Source organism: Rhizobium herbae (assembly GCF_019511375.1).
In the GTDB taxonomy this organism is placed as follows: domain Bacteria; phylum Pseudomonadota; class Alphaproteobacteria; order Rhizobiales; family Rhizobiaceae; genus Pararhizobium; species Pararhizobium herbae_A.
The window spans coordinates 562616-578309 of record NZ_JAEUAO010000003.1 but is presented as its reverse complement, the minus strand read 5'-3'; the positions used below and the strand labels follow the sequence as shown (position 1 = coordinate 578309).

At 57.7% G+C, this 15694-nt stretch carries 13 protein-coding genes and 5 pseudogenes; 5 read left to right on the top strand and 13 right to left on the bottom strand.

The genetic code is table 11. The annotated features are described in order from the left end of the window. Positions 1-16: 16 nt before the first annotated feature. Positions 17-246: pseudogene (locus tag JNB71_RS24485) on the bottom strand (4-hydroxybenzoate 3-monooxygenase); the annotation flags it as partial. Between the two features lie 93 nt (positions 247-339). Further along, entirely contained in the window at positions 340-771 is a 432-nt protein-coding gene (locus JNB71_RS15810; RefSeq protein ID WP_220372736.1) for a RidA family protein, read from the bottom strand. 84 nt (positions 772-855) lie between these two features. Between JNB71_RS15810 and JNB71_RS15805 the strand changes: the two genes are divergently transcribed. Beyond that, positions 856-1575: a helix-turn-helix transcriptional regulator gene (locus tag JNB71_RS15805; RefSeq protein WP_220372735.1), complete on the top strand. Its 720-nt coding sequence runs from the start codon at positions 856-858 to the stop codon at positions 1573-1575. On the opposite strand, the gene JNB71_RS15800 is transcribed toward JNB71_RS15805, so the two are convergent. From JNB71_RS15800 to JNB71_RS15790, 3 genes are all read right to left on the bottom strand, one after another. After that, a complete protein-coding gene (locus tag JNB71_RS15800; protein ID WP_220372734.1) occupies positions 1572-2066 on the bottom strand; it encodes an alpha/beta hydrolase family protein in 495 nt (164 codons plus the stop codon). The genes JNB71_RS15805 and JNB71_RS15800 overlap by 4 nt on opposite strands. A gap of 632 nt (positions 2067-2698) precedes the next feature. Next, entirely contained in the window at positions 2699-3823 is a 1125-nt protein-coding gene (locus JNB71_RS15795) for an acyltransferase family protein (protein ID WP_220372733.1), read from the bottom strand. 876 nt (positions 3824-4699) lie between these two features. Further along, a complete protein-coding gene (locus JNB71_RS15790) occupies positions 4700-5029 on the bottom strand; it encodes a hypothetical protein (RefSeq protein ID WP_220372732.1) in 330 nt (109 codons plus the stop codon). A 103-nt stretch (positions 5030-5132) separates the two neighbouring features. Between JNB71_RS15790 and JNB71_RS15785 the strand changes: the two genes are divergently transcribed. Further along, a protein-coding gene (locus JNB71_RS15785) for an IS5 family transposase (protein ID WP_223215868.1) occupies positions 5133-5923 on the top strand; the annotation gives its coding sequence in 2 pieces (ribosomal slippage) (positions 5133-5463 and positions 5463-5923; 792 coding nt in all). On the opposite strand, the gene JNB71_RS15780 is transcribed toward JNB71_RS15785, so the two are convergent. Next, a complete protein-coding gene (locus JNB71_RS15780; protein WP_220372731.1) occupies positions 5894-6343 on the bottom strand; it encodes a hypothetical protein in 450 nt (149 codons plus the stop codon). The two genes, JNB71_RS15785 and JNB71_RS15780, sit on opposite strands and share 30 nt — an antisense overlap. Positions 6344-7336: 993 nt before the next feature. On the opposite strand from JNB71_RS15780, the gene JNB71_RS15775 reads away from it, so the two are divergent. Then, positions 7337-7519 (top strand): transposase, encoded by a 183-nt coding sequence (locus JNB71_RS15775; RefSeq protein ID WP_220372730.1) that lies wholly within the window; start codon positions 7337-7339, stop codon positions 7517-7519. A gap of 359 nt (positions 7520-7878) precedes the next feature. Here JNB71_RS15775 and JNB71_RS15770 read toward each other — a convergent pair whose 3' ends face one another. From JNB71_RS15770 to JNB71_RS15760, 3 genes and pseudogenes are all read right to left on the bottom strand, one after another. Then, the gene (locus tag JNB71_RS15770; RefSeq protein WP_220372729.1) at positions 7879-8952 is read right to left on the bottom strand and encodes a nucleotidyltransferase family protein; all 1074 of its coding nucleotides are present in this window, start codon (positions 8950-8952) and stop codon (positions 7879-7881) included. A 317-nt stretch (positions 8953-9269) separates the two neighbouring features. Then, positions 9270-9717 (bottom strand): annotated as a pseudogene (locus tag JNB71_RS15765) (VOC family protein); the annotation flags it as partial. 483 nt (positions 9718-10200) lie between these two features. Then, positions 10201-10521 (bottom strand): hypothetical protein, encoded by a 321-nt coding sequence (locus tag JNB71_RS15760; RefSeq protein ID WP_223215867.1) that lies wholly within the window; start codon positions 10519-10521, stop codon positions 10201-10203. A 587-nt stretch (positions 10522-11108) separates the two neighbouring features. Here JNB71_RS15760 and JNB71_RS15755 point away from each other — a divergent pair. Both JNB71_RS15755 and JNB71_RS15750 read left to right on the top strand, forming a co-directional pair. After that, positions 11109-11318, top strand: a pseudogene (locus JNB71_RS15755) (transposase zinc-binding domain-containing protein); the annotation flags it as partial. 13 nt (positions 11319-11331) lie between these two features. After that, positions 11332-11529: pseudogene (locus tag JNB71_RS15750) on the top strand (integrase core domain-containing protein); the annotation flags it as partial. A gap of 149 nt (positions 11530-11678) precedes the next feature. Here the strand turns inward: JNB71_RS15750 and JNB71_RS15745 are convergent. The 4 genes and pseudogenes from JNB71_RS15745 to JNB71_RS15730 all read right to left on the bottom strand — a co-directional run bounded on the left by JNB71_RS15745 (position 11679) and on the right by JNB71_RS15730 (position 15688). Then, the gene (locus JNB71_RS15745; RefSeq protein ID WP_220372728.1) at positions 11679-11822 is read right to left on the bottom strand and encodes a hypothetical protein; all 144 of its coding nucleotides are present in this window, start codon (positions 11820-11822) and stop codon (positions 11679-11681) included. After that, positions 11822-13641 (bottom strand): annotated as a pseudogene (locus JNB71_RS24745) (diguanylate cyclase domain-containing protein); the annotation flags it as partial. The gene JNB71_RS15745 and the pseudogene JNB71_RS24745, both read right to left, overlap by 1 nt. A gap of 406 nt (positions 13642-14047) precedes the next feature. After that, positions 14048-14647 carry a phospholipase D family protein gene (locus tag JNB71_RS15735; RefSeq protein WP_220372727.1) on the bottom strand — a complete coding sequence of 200 codons (600 nt, stop codon included), beginning with the start codon at positions 14645-14647 and terminating at the stop codon, positions 14048-14050. A 210-nt stretch (positions 14648-14857) separates the two neighbouring features. Further along, a complete protein-coding gene (locus JNB71_RS15730) occupies positions 14858-15688 on the bottom strand; it encodes a phosphoenolpyruvate hydrolase family protein (protein ID WP_220372726.1) in 831 nt (276 codons plus the stop codon). Between the last annotated feature and the right edge of the window lie 6 nt (positions 15689-15694).

Sequence of the window (15694 nt, the reverse complement as noted above, 5' to 3'; positions counted from 1 at the left end):
GAGGCTGCCATTCAGTAGGGAAGCCCGAATAGTTTTCGCAAGAGCGGTGGAGGCGGCGCGTGATTGCACGAGGCAGACCGGTTCGGGTTCCTGAATACGCTGACCGAAATCGCCGGTATCAGGAAAACGATGCATCATCGTCGTGATCTACCCAGGAAAAGCGCACCGCCTCCAGACGCGGGAAAGCGCCTTCCGCGAATAGGCGTCGATCCCCGCTACAGACCTCTCGCGATGAAATTCGAACACCACGCATGCAGTCACACCCAGGTGCGCCGATGACGCAAACCGGGGTGTCGCGCTAAGTGCGCGCACCGTCCTGTTGGTGCTTCGGTCGAGCACTCAATCCAAGAGAACCACTGCCTCAACCTCGAAAAGCATGGGATCAATGGCGAGCTTTGGCACCGGAACCAGCGTCTGCGCAGGCAGCTTGGCGCCGAACATCCGCTTCACGTTCTCGGTCAGCACACCCAACTTCGACATATCGTGGTCGACCACGAAAACTGTCAGTTTCACGACCCGGTCCGGGCGAGCGCCGAGCGCGTCGATCACGCCGGCGAGGTTCGCGTAGGCTTGCTTTACCTGCTCGCAGAAATCGGACGAGAGTGCGCCGGTCTGGTCCTGTCCGCCTTGCCCTGAGATAAAAGCCAACCGACCGGAAGCAGGGGCGATGGTCACTGTGCTGTAGCCATTCGGCGTCGGGTCATGCAGGTGGGAAGGGTTGACGCTGACCGGCGTTACCGTGGGGGCGGGTGTCTGGCTTTGGGATGTCATGTTCAGTCTCCTTGCTGAGTTGCCACGACCCGCCTAGAGTAAATCGGTGCCATAATTTGGCACCGATTGTGCTAGGGTCCGCAAATGAACATCCGCCTCAGACATGACGCCATAGTGCGCATCCTCCGGCGCAACGGAACCTTAACGGTCAACGATTTGGCGGAGGAAATTGGCGCTTCTAGGCGAACGGTGCTGCGCGACATCGGAGCGTTGCGTGACCAAGGCTTCGTCATCCATTCCGAATCCGGCCCGGGCGGCGGGCTTCAACTCGATCCTGAATCGGTGCAAACCACTACTCGGCTCTCCGTGACGGAAGTGTTTGCACTCATCATCAGCGTTGCGGCAATGCGCGCGGCCCGATCCCTTCCCTTCTCCGCTCTCGCCGATGCGGGGCTTGCCAAGATCGAAAAGACATTGCCCGCCGACAAGGTGCGAGACCTGCGCCGGCTTCTCGACTGTCTGTATGTCGGACAGTTGTCGCCCAAACAGGATATATCAAACCTGGGTGCAATCGACCCCGAACTGCTGCCTGCCTTCGAGGCGGCATTTCTCCAGCGGCTACATCTGCGGTTCCGGTACCGTGACGCCAAAGGAGTGGAAACCGTCCGCGAAGTCGAACCACAGGCAATGCTGATCCTGCCGCCACTTTGGTATCTCGTGGCTTGGGACTCCGGCCGTGAAGCTTTCCGCCACTTCCGCATGGACAGGATCAACAAGCCGGAGATCGTGGAGGGCACACAGTTTCGGCGACGGCACGTACCCTTCGAAGACGATGTTTGCCCTTTCAAAGAGATGCCACGCTAGACCAGGTGTAGCCCGCTCGAATATCGCGCGAGTGCCGCAGGCTCCCCTTCCAGAGCCAGAGGACGCCCGGCGGGGTATTCTTTCTGAGTTTGTAACGGGGCCAAAGCGCGACTCAAATCGGCGACTTGCCGGTGGATGGAAGCCCGGCTTGTCGTCCCGCCGTCCTTGCAGATGACGACATCATTCGGTGACTCTTGCGCAAGGATTTTCTCGGCATCCGGCTTGCACTCCTGGATGAAGCTGAAGTGCATCGCATCTCCGATCTCGACGAATTGCGCAGTGTCGTCAGGCAGATATTGCGCCAGGTAACCCGATTCAAGCCGCGTTGGCAGGCTGCTGCTGTCCGTCCCGGCGCCGATGATGAGAAATGGCTTGCGCACGGATCGTAAGCTTTCCGGTGTAAAGCCGCGCGCCAACCCGATATCGAGAGTGACAAAGGCGCCAATACGGTGATCGGTCAGCGAGTCTTCAAGGATCGCTTTGTTGTCCATTGAAATGCGCGGTCTTGCGCAAGTCCGCAAGTGAAAGGATTCGGGTGCGCTTGGCAATCGGCCAAAAACTGTTCGGTGTCGAACCGCCCGCCAGCCAATGCGGCAACGGTCCGTCCTCCGAGCGATGGCCGATCGATGCGATTCGCGGGCGATCAATCGTTGCGAAGGGGAAACCCTCCGCAGCCAACGCGTCAATCATGCGGGTCAGATCACGCGGCCGCTCCCATAGCTCCTGGCTTTCAGCGGGATTTTTTTGAAAGCGGTGGTGCCGGGATGATCAGGTGCCGCGACGATATAGCCCTCCTGCACAAGTGCGACCGCGAGCCAGCTTAGATTTCTCCAACTGCCGCCACACCCATGGGAAAGAAGGACAAATGGGGAAGGCGTCTTGTTTGAAGCTTCGGGTACATTGACATGCTGTACGGCGGTTTGAGACCTAGATCACGATTTAGCACCTTTGATCGTGCTCGGGGGCTCATCACCTCGAACACGCGTGCTCACCCGCGGGTGACGACTTGTTTTCAAGGAATGACGCCTTTCTGGCCGGAGCCCCAATGGCCTAACGTCGTCTGCACGGCTCCGCGCACCGGGCGATTTCAGCCCCAATGTTTTGAAGCGAAATTGCGATCGGGTTAACCTCGTGCCCGAAATACCCTCAGGCGGCCAATCGCCCCGAAAGGCCAGCCTGACCGAAAAGGGGTTTCTATCAAATGGAAGGTCAGATGCGAGACAGCCAGCACCGCGGCCACCGCAACGAGCGTCGACAGCGTACCCAAGCTCTGATCGAGTGCCAGCATCGTATCACCATTCGCGGCCACTACGGTCGGTAGCGTCATGCCAAAGCGCAGAACCTGTGTGACTACCCAACCGATGATCGAATGAGTCAGGTAGACGCTGTAACTAATGGTGCCCAACCAGACGAAGAACGGCCATTCGAGAAAGCGGCGCAACGCTGTATCCCCCCGCAAGTTGGCGACGGCCACGACTGCTACGGCAAAGAGCGGTGGTAGAAGGATTTCCGCTCGGCTTCCGCCAAGGCCCGAAGTAGCCAACACGATGAGTGCCAGGGCGGCTGCCGTTATCGCCGCCGGCGCATTTCTGGAAAAGCGGGCTTGAAGCGAAGCAGCCCATGCGCCGAGAAAGAAGGAATATATGCAGCGGATGATCGCAAACATTGGATCGGTTTGGAGCCGCCCGCCTTCAAGGCTTAGCAAGAAGATGGCAGCCAGGGCAGCCAGAACAAGGCACCACCGCATGCGTAGCCGCAACAGTCCCATCGTCAATGCGAAGATCAGATAGGTCCAGAACTCGACGGAGATGGACCAGCTCGGGATATTGAACCCGGGGTGGGCCAGAACCACGCCCTGCAGCAGAAATACATTGGCAAGAAATGCGCTTGAATCGGAAACGACAAAGGCAGGACTGTTAGAAGCGATGCCCGTCTTTTGTTCAAAGATGTATTTGAGACACTCGATCCCGAGGAAGGCGAGCAACGTGAACAAATGAAGCGGATAGAGGCGCCAGAATCGCCGGCGCTGAAAGCTCGCGAGATCTGCGGGGCTGGCTAATCTGTTTGCGTAGCTGAGAGCGATCACGAAGCCGCTGAGTACGAAAAAGAAGTCGACCATAAGGTAGCTGTGCCGGATGAAGGTGTTTTCACTCAGCAGGCTGCCATAACGGAAGTGATGGAGGGCGACGGCGATGGCGGCGAAACCCCGCAAGGATTCGAGCGCCAGAAGTTTGGGTTTCGTCGCCATAGTGGAGGATTCCCCATTCCTGATAGCTGTCGCCGCCATTTCATCACGCTCGCGGCGCTTGGATTTTCTGCTGCGAAGGAGGCAGGCCGCAAGGACAGTTGTGGGATAGTTTGACTGGGAAGGCTTAAAATCCCGTATATCCAATTAGCCAAGAGTGCATCGTAATGATCAAACCATTGGTCAGAAAGGGGAATCCATGATCGGCCAAATATGAACGATAAGACAAGCTTAATGGACATTATTGGGTGGCGACGGGCGGTGCGGTTTAGTGCCATTGGTCCTTCTCAACCGCCCGCGAACCCAACGGTTGCCCCACACCAAAAAAGCCTCTTTATTGAAAAGACACCTCAGCCCAAGAACCGTCAGTCCGCTGCCGGCCCCGTCGCAGAAGGCTTCGGCCGCGCGAAATTCATAGAGGCAGTTCAAGTTGCGACGCGGCATGGCCTTCGCGGAACTCAGCGATGAAAGAGCGATGCCCGAGCTCCACATGTCAGACATTCCTGGAGCCTGTATCTTGCGTTAGGCTGGTCATGGCCACCTGGTAAACTATTGATTACCCGCAGTACGCGACGCGGAGTCATGTCCAGAACGCGGCACACGCGGCCGAGGAATTTCTTCGGATGTGACGAGCAGTGTCTCGTTGAAGGCACTACCCCTTCAGCGCCGTTTCGACTGGCTCACCGGTTGTCCTCATCAACATCTCAGCCGACATCCCGCGGCCTTGCTTGGATGGATACCGTGCAACAACCGAGAGATGATCGTCACATTCGGGTTCTGCATTCTGTTCAAAGTATCCACGCTTCTCCTCACGTGACCAATTCCGCCGTTGGCGTCCACTCAATTTGCTTGCAAGGGCGTGTTTGGCAGCTTCAAAAGCTACTTCATCGCGGTAATCTCGGTGCCAAATGCTTGCATGCTCAACGCTAAACAAATCAACGCGAGGCCAACCAGTCCGGGTAGGGTGTTAATTAAGGCTAACGCGCCATCGTCGACGAGAAAATCGCGCCAGTTCATCTGCGTGGCGTTAAGATGCAAACCCGTGACACCTCTTCTTCCTCTTTTTTTTTCACGTAATGCGAGTTCCGTCCACGCAGGACCGCGTTGCGGGAAATGCGCGCTTCCCTGAATAGCGCTGTCGAGTATCGGGAATAATAGATTGCCATGAGACGCGCCGCCATTGAGATGAAGAAGATAGTCGTACCACATCCTGACAAAACCAACCAAAAGGGCAAAGTTTTAGGTCCTGTTGACAAAGTGGATTCCCAAATCACTCGGAGCATGATTCAAGACTGTCTTTTAGGAGGCGGCTTTGGCTCGTGGCGATCTGACGGATTTGGAATGGAGGATCATTGAAGGGCTGCTGCCTACCGAGCGCGGGAGGAAATCTCGTCCCTCGCATGACAACCGGCGATATCTCAACGGAATGCTCCATGTTCTGCGGATCGGCTGCCCTTGGCGCGACATGCACGAGCGCTACGGCAAGTGGAATTCCATCTATGTGCGCTTCCGTCGCTGGGCAGAACAAGGCGTGTGGGATACACTTCTTGAAACACTTGTCGAGTTGGGACTGACCGACGATTGGCAGCACATGATCGACAGCACCACGGTTCGGGGCGATTCTCAGGCTGCGGGCGCTAAAGGGGGACTTATAAGGAGGCTTTTGGTCGATCACGCGGCGGCTTTACGACAAAAATCCACGCCCGCGCAGACGGTCAAGGACGTCCTCTCGGCTTCATCCTGACGGGTGGCGAGGTGTCGGACTACAATGCCATTCCGGGCTTGCTGGCAATGCCGGTTTGCAAACCGAGATTGTTTCTCGCTGACAAGGGCTATGACAGCGACTTCCTGCGCGAGGAACTGCTGACCCACGGGATCAGACCAGTAATACCGCCGAAGGCAAACCGGAAAGCCCCGCCCGCTTGCGACTTTCGGGTCTATAAAGATCGAAACCGTATCGAGCGCCTGTTCAATAAGCTCAAGCAGTTCCGGCGCGTAGCCACCCGCTATGATAAAACGGAAAGGTCGTTCGCTGCGTTCCTTGCTCTGGCTGCCGTTCGCGTCTGGCTATCATCATTCATCGGGACGGGCCACAAGCCATGAGGTGATCGGAGCCTCACCAGTTCGGACGTCTTTGTAGGTCGAGCTAATCTTACTCAGCACCGCCTTGTCGTCCGTATCGATCTCGTAGAACGTGCTGTCGACGGCTCGGATTATAACCCACGTCTTGTCTGACTGCGTGGGTCCAGAGCCTACGAACTCGCCCCAGATAACCTGCCGCGTATTCTCCGCCAAGGCAGCTAGATCAGAGCCCGAGAGCCGGGCATTGTCTTGAGCCAATGCCTCCAATTGCTCGCCACCTTCACCTGTCGCCTCAAACCATTCGTGCCCAGGTTTGGACGACTTGACGGTCGAAACAATCCAATTTGCCTGCAAAGACCAAGGTGCCAAAAGCCGCAGTAAGTCTCTGAGATCAATCGCGAGGAAATTCTGTTTGAGATCATAAATCCTAAGTGTCGCCATGACGTCCCCCTGAGGCCACGAATCGCATCGGCAGCAACACTTTGTCAACAGGGCCTAGCAAACAGGCCCGTTGCCGGGAGGAGCATTATGGCGCCAAAGGCAGCATAGTTTTTTATTACGATCTCGCGCTCGACCAAGAGGCTTTGCTCCGCACCTTGTTGTTGGTTTATATAAAGGTCGAGCAAATCTTTCCCGGCTAGCGGCGGGGCTTCCTGCGAATGAGGTAGTGACATGTATCTGAGCCTCCCTGTTTATTACTGTTCCAGAATGACCTAGAAGTGAATAATAGATGGCGGAGCTCTGGCCGTGACCCGCAAGGAGGTCAGCGTGAATGATGTTAAGGCTTCACCGCATAGTTACCGACGAAAAACATCCACAACTCTAAACGAAATCACATCCGGTTGATAAGTTTCCTCGATAACGCCGCTCTCTTCTATTTCGCCAGCAGCTTGACCTTTGTGGCAGGCCGCCACTGTGTTCCTATCTTCCTGCATTACCACATTTCACTTTGACCGCTTTGCATGGCAATTTCGCAACGCTGCGACACGCCGTCAATGCCAACAAGCTCGACTGAGATGATCATCCTTAATTACGACGCCAACGAATGCCCCTTCAGCAAAGGCACCTGCCTACCCGAAATTTCTTACCCCCACCTTTTTCCCACTCCCCGTTTCTTTCTTGGTGGCATTTAATTTGAGATTCCGCGGGGCTGCGAATCTCAAATGAAAAGTAACTACGAGGATCTCCGCGACTGGCGCCCGCAGTCCACCATCTCTTCTATGCGTTGTCGAAGCGGGCTTTATTCTCACCCATCATATGGCCACGCAGCATGGAGAGCATTTTCCTGCCCGGCTCGCTGGCTACACCCGCTAAAAGAGCTGTCCGCAAGTGCAGCTGCAAGATCGGACTTGCGGGGTATCCCCACGGTCACGGCCGTCTTGTGATGTGAAGCCGAACATTGGAAGTCCTAGTGGTAGCACTAGGGGTAGTCCTATGACGAAGCAGCATATTGAGGTGATCACGTCGATCGGGCGTCGGCGGCGCTGGTCCCTGGAAGATAAAGAACGGCTGGTCGCTGCGACCTTTGAGCCGGAAGCGGTTATCTCGGATGTGGCGCGCTCGGCCGGGATTCACGTCAGCCAGTTGTTCCGGAGGCGCAACCAGCCCGCCCCCTGAATGAAGCCGGAAAACTCCAGCCTCCGCTGGTCCAGAAACCTGGGGCGGTTCAATTGCAGGCCGGACTCTAATCCATTCTGGAGCGAATTCGCAGAGGCAGGTCAGAAATAATGCCGCCCCATAAGATTGTGCGGCACTGTAAAGTATCACCGTGCGGCAAGCGGTTGGTTCAGCCCGCGCCGTTCCGCCTCGGTCTTCAATGTTCGTCGTAGGCTGTCCCATTCCTCCTTGTCTTCAACTCGGCTCCACAGCGCGGCGAGTCGATCATCATCTAGAAGCTTCCTAAAGGAGTAAAGTTTGCCCAAAATCGGCTATGCCGCGTGTGTCGAAAAAATGACACGATCACCGCCGTCATAGCGCTACCCTTTGTCAAGAGCGTTGACTTCCACACCGAGGGCGTCCGCCAGCGCCTCCTTACCGTTATCAGGCATCAGCGCGATGCCTGCCGCAAGGCCTTCCTGCCACGAGCCCCCCCGATCCCAGGCCTCCTGGTATGCGTCTGCCAAGAGGTCGCCCTGCCGGGTTTGGATCAGGGCCTCGAAGAGCGTGGCCGCTTGCAAGACGTCCTTGTCCCGCTTCGCCCGCCCGAGCGCGTCCGTGAGCCGCCTTGAAGCCACGATGAGCTTGTGGACGGCATACCGTTCGGGTGCAGGCACGTTCACGCTCACGCCTTCCCGATGGAGCAGCACCGTTCGCACGGGCTCGTAGATCAGGTAGTCGAGGAACCGGAGGTTTTCCGCCGACGCACCGCCGAGAGCGGGCATGGGCGAAGGCTTGCCCGTGTATCCATCCGACCCCCGGTTGCCCGTCAGGAATTCGACCCGGTAATTGGTCCGGTTGACGAATGCGGTCACACGCGCCTTGTCGGCCTGATGGGGGACGGCCCGAAACGAGGGATCGACAGCCTCCAAGATACCCAGGATCGGCGGCAGGCTGTCATCGACCTCCTGAGAGATCGCGAAATCCATAGCCAGGTCTGCATCGCCAGTCTGCATTGCCGTCGTGGGCAACCGGACGCCAAGGACGCCCGAGTAGCAGCCATAGGCAACCGAACCAACGAGGACGCCACGCAGACGGAAGAACCCCGCATCCGCGAGCGCCTTCGTGACATCGCCGGCGAACCGATCGGGAGCCGACATGCCTCCCGAGCGAAGAAGGGTGGACACCAATCGGCGCCGCTCCTTGATGTTGTTCTTTATCTCGCGATGTCGCCTGACACGCGCTGCGATCTCGGGATCAGCTGCGGGGCCAACATAGCTACGCTTGTCCTTGCCCTCAGGAGTAGGGATGTCGAAATAGAAATAGTCTTTGCCTTTCACCGGGACCGTGACAAAGCGGCCCTCGAGCGGAAAGTCAGACTGCCATTGCGCGTCCAACGTCTGCTGGGCGAGTTCCGCGAACATCGTCCGGAATACAAGATCGATATCTCTCATCGTCCAGGCCTCGCCTCGGTTATAATGAGTTTGCGAAAACATTATAGCTTGCCGCAGTTATAATGTTTACGCGAAAACATTATAACTCTCCTGCCGTCTGTCAAGGCATTCGGCCGAGAGGGCCGCCTCTGCAGATTGCCAATCGGGAAATGCACAAGAACTTTCTGCTAGGGGCGGTTTCGTCGAGGAGACATGCGCGCCCCGCAGCAGGAGGGTGCGTCGTGCCAGTCGCCACCGTGTCTAGCCGGATGCTCGCCGTCACCGAGGAAATGCGCACGGTCATGGATTTTGCGCGAAATGTCCTGGAGGGCGACGGCCTAGGGGTTCTTCGGTTCGCGGTCCGAGGAGAGGCTGCCGCGGTTGCGTGCGGTCAGGTTCTCGATCGCATCGGCAAGGTGGATTTCGGCGATGTTGTAGTCGCCGCGCGCTACCCGCATCTTGTGGGCCTCAAGCATGACGTCACCGTGACTGTCGAAACGGTAGGAAGCGAGCTCGCTGAGCAGGCCGAGCGGGTCCTCGAAACAGATCGAATCCATGAAGCCGCGATCCTTGGGACCCGAATGCTGTATGCCTCGCTCGTCGAGCCGCTGTACCGCTTGCCTAAAGGTGGCTTGAGAGACGGCGAAAGCGAGATGATGGACGCAGCCGATGTCGGTCCGGGCTTCGTTTCGGATCGGGCTTGCGGCTTTCGTCCGTGAAGATCGTGATCAGTCGGCCGTCGCCGGGATCGAAACAGAGATGGCTTTCCGAGGCTTTATCGAGATCTGATGTTGCCTGCACACGGCGGCCAATGCCGTGCCGGTGAGACCGAGTTCCGGGGCAAGCTTGCTTAGCGGCGCATTGCATACCCGGCTGTAAAGTTCGCTACGTTTCAACTGCATAAGTAGGTCCGCATTTCTAACACGTCGATATCGCACCACGATGACAAACTGGCGAACGTTGAGAGCTGAAGATTTCGTCTGATCGCAGCGATGCCTGGCTCGAATCGCTCTCGAAGGAGGCGTACCTTCCTTACGGAGGCGCTTGCCGGAGACAAAGAGCGTGACCTGATTTTCGTGGGCGTAAATGGAAACCGATTCCGCAGAATCCGAACCAACTGTCCGCTTCTTTGCGAGGCAATGTTATCGCCCGGTTTCAGGCTTGAACATATTAAACGGACCGTGAGTGTTGACTTCCGCCCATTCTCAGATGCCGGACGCGCACGCCAGCGGCCGAAACCGTCATTCGGATTGAGGTAAAACACCCACCTTACCTCAGGAGAGGTTTCCCCGTTTTGGGAAGTCTCGAGCGAGCAACCATCCTTGATGAGACTTGAAAGTCCGCGTTGATCTTCACGACGAGCAGCTTGCTGAAGTTGCCTGATACCTTGACGAAAACTTCGTCTTTGGACTTGAACGGCGTGATTGTTTTGATCTCGACGTGATCGTTGCCGAGCCGACCATCGGCACCTTGCGCATAGTTCTTGTTCAGCCTTATTCCGTAGGTGATGGCGCCAAAGAGTTCACCAATGTCTCCGTACACATCGAGATGACGACCTGTCTCGAGGTGGTAGCTTTCTGCCAGTGACAAGAGATTTCAAAATACGGGATCAAAGATCTGATCGCATTCGGATATTTGGCGCCCCACTCATGGTAACGGAGCTGTTCTTCCACGTCTGACCAGGAAACCCATTCGCCATCGCCATAGAAGGCCCGATCCGCGGCGGGCGAAGGCATCGATCACGAAAGCGACTTCATCCAAATCCTGGGGGCGTTGAGGGCCGCCTCGGTTTACTATATTCCGCCGGTCGTCGCTCTCGTGGTTGGATAGGCGTTCGCTCGCGAGCGAGAACACGCCTTCTTGCTGTGAGGGCTTGAGCCGTGCCAATAGCCATCGAGATCACGGAAGGCGCTCAACAGGTCCGTGCCACAGGCGCCATTTCACGGCTGTGATCTCCCTGTCGATGGACCAAAGGGTTTCGCAGAGAACGGATTGGGACCGTACCATGTAGTCCGCGATCTGCTGCATAGGCTGGATCCGCATGGCAATGTGGAACCGACACCGCCCTCTACGCCAAGGTGGCGACCAAGACGGTCCGCACAGCTACGAGTCCGCTCGACAAACTCAGCCTGTTCAAGCCGGAAGAAGCCTTCCCCGACGGTTGAGCCTTGCGTCCCTCGATCGAGAACTGCCGCACTGCTGCCCTCGGCGGTCACGTCTGGGCCTGCGAGGACTGCGGCCAGTGGCGGATCGCCTACAACTCCTGCCGCAATCGGCATTGCCCAAAGTGCCAGGGCGCGGCGGCACGGACATGGCTTGCCGAACGGGAGGCCGATCTGCTTCCGCTCGGCTACTTCCACGTCGTATTCACCCTGCCGGCCGAGGTCGGCGACAGACGCGAGCCCCCAGTCGAACGGCATGTCGGAAGCCTTCGTCAAAACCCTGAAACGGGATTACATCCGCATCTCATCCATACCGGACGCCGAAACAGCGCTCCGGCTCATCGATGGATGGCTCGAGGACTACAACGAAATCCATCCCCATTCCGCGCTCAAGATGGCTTCCCCTCGGCAGTTCATCATCGCTAAATCAAACTAGCCGACCTGTCCGGTGAAACGGGGTGCACTCCAGGCGTCGTCATTCAGTGCAAGCGAATGGACGGGCGGTTTCGTGCAACTGAAATCTACTTTCGAGCCTGAAAGATCGGCTGATTTCGTCCTTGCCGTCGAATTACAACAAGGCCCAGTTCACTCGAAGCTGATGGTGTGCAACGGCGGCCCTTCTCGAGCGGCATCAAGTGTGATGCCTGCTTCGCGCCATGGTGGCGGTACGGAGGAAGACAGATGATACAGGTGCATACTGATCGCATCTTTGCGCAGTTTGATGATCAAGCTACGTTCTCGTGCGGAGTGTTGCGTAGCATTGGCTCACGCTTTGGCGCAAGGTCGCCGATCGGCGCGGGTCTGCCCAACAGATAGCCTTGCCCTTCATCGCATCCCTCGCTGCGCAAGACTGACATCTGCTCGTCGGTCTCTATGCCTTCTGCCAGAACGGGGATGTCCAAGCTCTTGCCGAGCGCCAGTACGGCCCTTACGATGGCCTTGGACTGCCGATCCTGTTCGATCCCCTCGACAAAGGCTTTGTCGAGCTTGATCTTGTCAAACGGGAACGACCGTAACGTTTCCAACGACGAGTAGCCGCTCCCGAAGTCGTCGAGAGCCAACCCGACCCCGAGGGCCTTGATCTGGCGAATAACGTGCAGCGAGCGTGTCTTATCTTTGATCAACGCGGTTTCGGTAAGCTCCAGCTCGAGCCGGTGCGGAGGAAGACCGGTTTCAACGAGCACCTCATGCACCAGCCGAGGCAAGTTAGCATCCATGAATTGGACTGCTGAAACGTTGACGGCGACGCGGCAGGGTGAATTCCATGCCGCGGCATCGGCACAGGCGCGGCGAAGCACCCAGGCGCCGAGCGGTCCGATCAGTCCGTTCTCCTCCGCAACGGTAATGAATTCGGCCGGCGAAATAGGTCCGAGCTGCGGATGAGTCCAGCGCAACAGAGCTTCGTAGCCATGGATTTCGCTTGTCGAGAGCGACATCTGAACCTGGTAGTGGACCTCCAAGTCGCCATGTTCCAGGGCGTGCCGCAGTGCTTCGGCGAGCTGTCGGCGCTTGCGCACTCCCGCCCCGAGTCCCGCGTCATAGAACGACAATGCGTCGAGTGAAGCGTGCTTGGCGTGATACATGGCGAGGTCAGCATTGTTGATCAGTTCATCGAGGTTCTGGGCATCGTCTGGCCACATCGCCGCCCCCATGCTTGCGCCCACTCGCATCTCCATGCCCCAAGGCGAACAGGTCGCTTGAAAAGCTCGACAAGACGTCCGCCAAGTGTAGATACGTCGCTCGGAGTGCCGCATCTGATCACCGCGGCGAATTCATCGCCGCCGAGGCGGGCGACAAACTCTCCCTCATGAAGACATTGGGCCATGCGACGTGAGAGGATGCGAAGCGCTTCATCGCCTGCACTGTGGCCAAGCGTGTCGTTGATTTCCTTGAAGCGGTTGAGATCGATGCCGATCACGGCGAATTTGCGGCCGGTTCCCTGGGCTTCATCGAAGAGATTGGCTATGTGCTTCTCGAAGGCAGCGCGGTTCGGCAGGCCGGTCAATGCGTCGTGGGCTGCCATGTGTCGGAGTTGTGCCTGCGAGTCGGCTCGGACACTCGTGTCGATCAGATAGCTCGCGAGCCCTGCACCGACGATGATCAAAGCGACGATGGCGATCGCCAAGGCGAGCGCGAGAACGGCCGCTTTGTCGACCCCAGCGACACTCTCAGTCAGCGGAGTCACGCGATAGGCCGCCATTGCCGTGAAATGCAAGCCCACAATGCCTGAGACCAACAGTGCCACGGCCAAGCAGAAGTGTTGGGCCTTCAGCCCCGGCCGCGAGGTCAAGGCGACCGCCATGCCCGAGCAAAGTACGGGCAGCAATATCGAAGTTACGATGTAGTCGAATCGCCATTCGACTAGCCCGACCACATGATAGGCAAACATTCCGGTGTAGTGCATCGCTGAATACGAAAGGCCCGCGGCAGCACCGCCAAGCAGAGGGAACATCCGCGTCGCACCTATGCCGCTGACCGCAAATCCGACAAGAAGACCAACCATCGCGATCACCAGCGACATCAATGTCAAGACCGGGTCGAACGACACGGGTGCCGGGGGCTCGTACGCCAACATGGCGACGAAGTGGGTGGTCCACACTCCGCCGCCGCCACCGACCGCCGCAAGGAATTGCCAACCCAGCCTCTGACGACCTGACGCCAGTGCTCCACGGTGCAGTAGCCTCAGAGTGATTGCCGAGCCAAAGAGGCAGATCAGCGCCGCCATGAAGACCAGGGGCAGATTATGCTCGTTTAAGATGCAGCTTACGACGGTCATCATTGGCGGACGCTTGAATCCTCGGATACTGGGCGAAAGGCGTCACTTGTAACCCCAGAGCTTGAAGACTCTCTTACCAGAATCTCAATCCAGCCCGATGATGCGCCGACCCGGGTGGACAACGATGAACTTCGACAGGACGCCCCCTGCGAGACCCGCTCGTTCCCATTTTCCTGGGTTAGCCCTCGCTTATGACCCTCCTGTCCGCCATACCCGAAACGACTATGCTGGTCGTGGTCGCGGCGAATGCCTCGGCCGCATCCTTCTGAGCGATCTTGCGCCGGGTCAGTTCCTTGCTCCTGGCTGACAATAGATCAAACAGTTCCTGAGTCAAAGGCGCGGCATGCGCTTCGATCTCTGTGAAAAATTGCTCGAGTTGGAGATCGTGTCCGCCATCGACGAGCTCGTCCTCCGTGAGAAAAACGCCTGCCTCGACGTTATTCCACCATGCACTTTGGGTTAGGTTCGCAGACCCTATGTATGTGCCGGAGCCGCGCCACCAGATCACCTTTGGATGAAACTGGCGCACGAGTTTGCAGACGTATCGCCCTGACCGTCGGGCAAGAAATTGTTCTAGGACGGGAATACTTACAGGTACTTGTTCGTCAAAGCGTCCCCAGTAGCGAAGAGGTAGTTTGTTATTCCAACACCATTCAAAGAGAAGGTCGTTTTCGGTCGCGTAAGCGACCGCGGCGTCAACTCGTTCAGTATCTTTGGCGGCATTTAATAGGATGTTGCGCAGATAGTTGCCATTGATACCGTTCAACAGCAATTCCAAAGCGATTTCTCCCCCCGATGCACGCACTGAGGTGTACACTCTTCGCCCAGTCAAAGGGTGATCAATTGCTGAAGCTCCCAATGAGGACAATATCTTAGCTTCTGGTGCGATAAGAACGCCAGTTCGATTCCCATCAACGCAGTTGCTGGCAGCGGTAGGGGCGGTCAACGCTGATAAACCAAGTATGATTGTGGCCCCGGGGATCGCTTGCTATCTCTCGAGCCGTGCAAAATTCTCCACTTGGATACGGATCGCAGTCTCTGTCGGCAGCCGCTCCATTGAACTTGCGCCATAGAAGCCATGGCATCCCTTCGTCCGCTCGAGAACGTAACGCGCATCGGGGGATGATGATATCGGTCCGCCATGGCAGAGGACAATCACGTCGCTCCGCACCGTCCGCGCGGCATCGGACCATGCTTCAATCCTTTCGATGCAGTCGTCGAGGCTGAGCGCGGTCTCGGCCCCGATCGAACCGCCGGTGGTCAGGCCGAGATGGCAGACGACGATGTCGGCGCCGGCCTCGGCCATCGCCACGGCATCGGCGCTGGAGAAGATATAGGGCGTGGTCAGCATGTCCTTGGCACGAGCGCGGGCGATGATGTCGACCTCATGCTGGAAGCCCATACCGGTCTCTTCGAGATTGGCGCGGAAGGTGCCGTCGATCAGTCCGACCGTCGGAAAATTCTGGATGCCGGCGAAGCCGAGCGATTTGAGTTCGTCGAGGAAATGATCGGGCAGCATGAAGGGGTCCGTTCCGTTGACGCCGGCGAGGACCGGCGTGTGGCGGACGACCGGCAGAACCTCACGCGCCATCTCCTTGACGATCTCGTTGGCATTGCCATAGGCGAGCAGGCCGGCGAGTGAGCCGCGGCCGGCCATGCGGTAGCGGCCGGAATTGTAGATGACGATCAGGTCGATGCCGCCTGTCTCTTCGCATTTGGCGGATAGGCCGGTGCCGGCGCCGCCGCCGATGATGGGCTTGCCGGCGGCGATCTTGGCGCGGAGCTTTGCGAGTATCGTCTGGCGGTCTGGTCTGCTCATGTATTT

Excerpts from the sequence above, each read along its gene's own strand:
- JNB71_RS15810 (WP_220372736.1), bottom strand. The coding sequence starts at position 771 with ATGACATCCCAAAGCCAGACACCCGCCCCCACGGTAACGCCGGTCAGC.
- JNB71_RS15805 (WP_220372735.1), top strand. The coding sequence starts at position 856 with ATGAACATCCGCCTCAGACATGACGCCATAGTGCGCATCCTCCGGCGC.
- JNB71_RS15800 (WP_220372734.1), bottom strand. The coding sequence starts at position 2,066 with ATGGACAACAAAGCGATCCTTGAAGACTCGCTGACCGATCACCGTATT.
- JNB71_RS15795 (WP_220372733.1), bottom strand. The coding sequence starts at position 3,823 with ATGGCGACGAAACCCAAACTTCTGGCGCTCGAATCCTTGCGGGGTTTC.
- JNB71_RS15790 (WP_220372732.1), bottom strand. The coding sequence starts at position 5,029 with ATGTGGTACGACTATCTTCTTCATCTCAATGGCGGCGCGTCTCATGGC.
- JNB71_RS15780 (WP_220372731.1), bottom strand. The coding sequence starts at position 6,343 with ATGGCGACACTTAGGATTTATGATCTCAAACAGAATTTCCTCGCGATT.
- JNB71_RS15775 (WP_220372730.1), top strand. The coding sequence starts at position 7,337 with ATGACGAAGCAGCATATTGAGGTGATCACGTCGATCGGGCGTCGGCGG.
- JNB71_RS15770 (WP_220372729.1), bottom strand. The coding sequence starts at position 8,952 with ATGAGAGATATCGATCTTGTATTCCGGACGATGTTCGCGGAACTCGCC.
- JNB71_RS15730 (WP_220372726.1), bottom strand. The coding sequence starts at position 15,688 with ATGAGCAGACCAGACCGCCAGACGATACTCGCAAAGCTCCGCGCCAAG.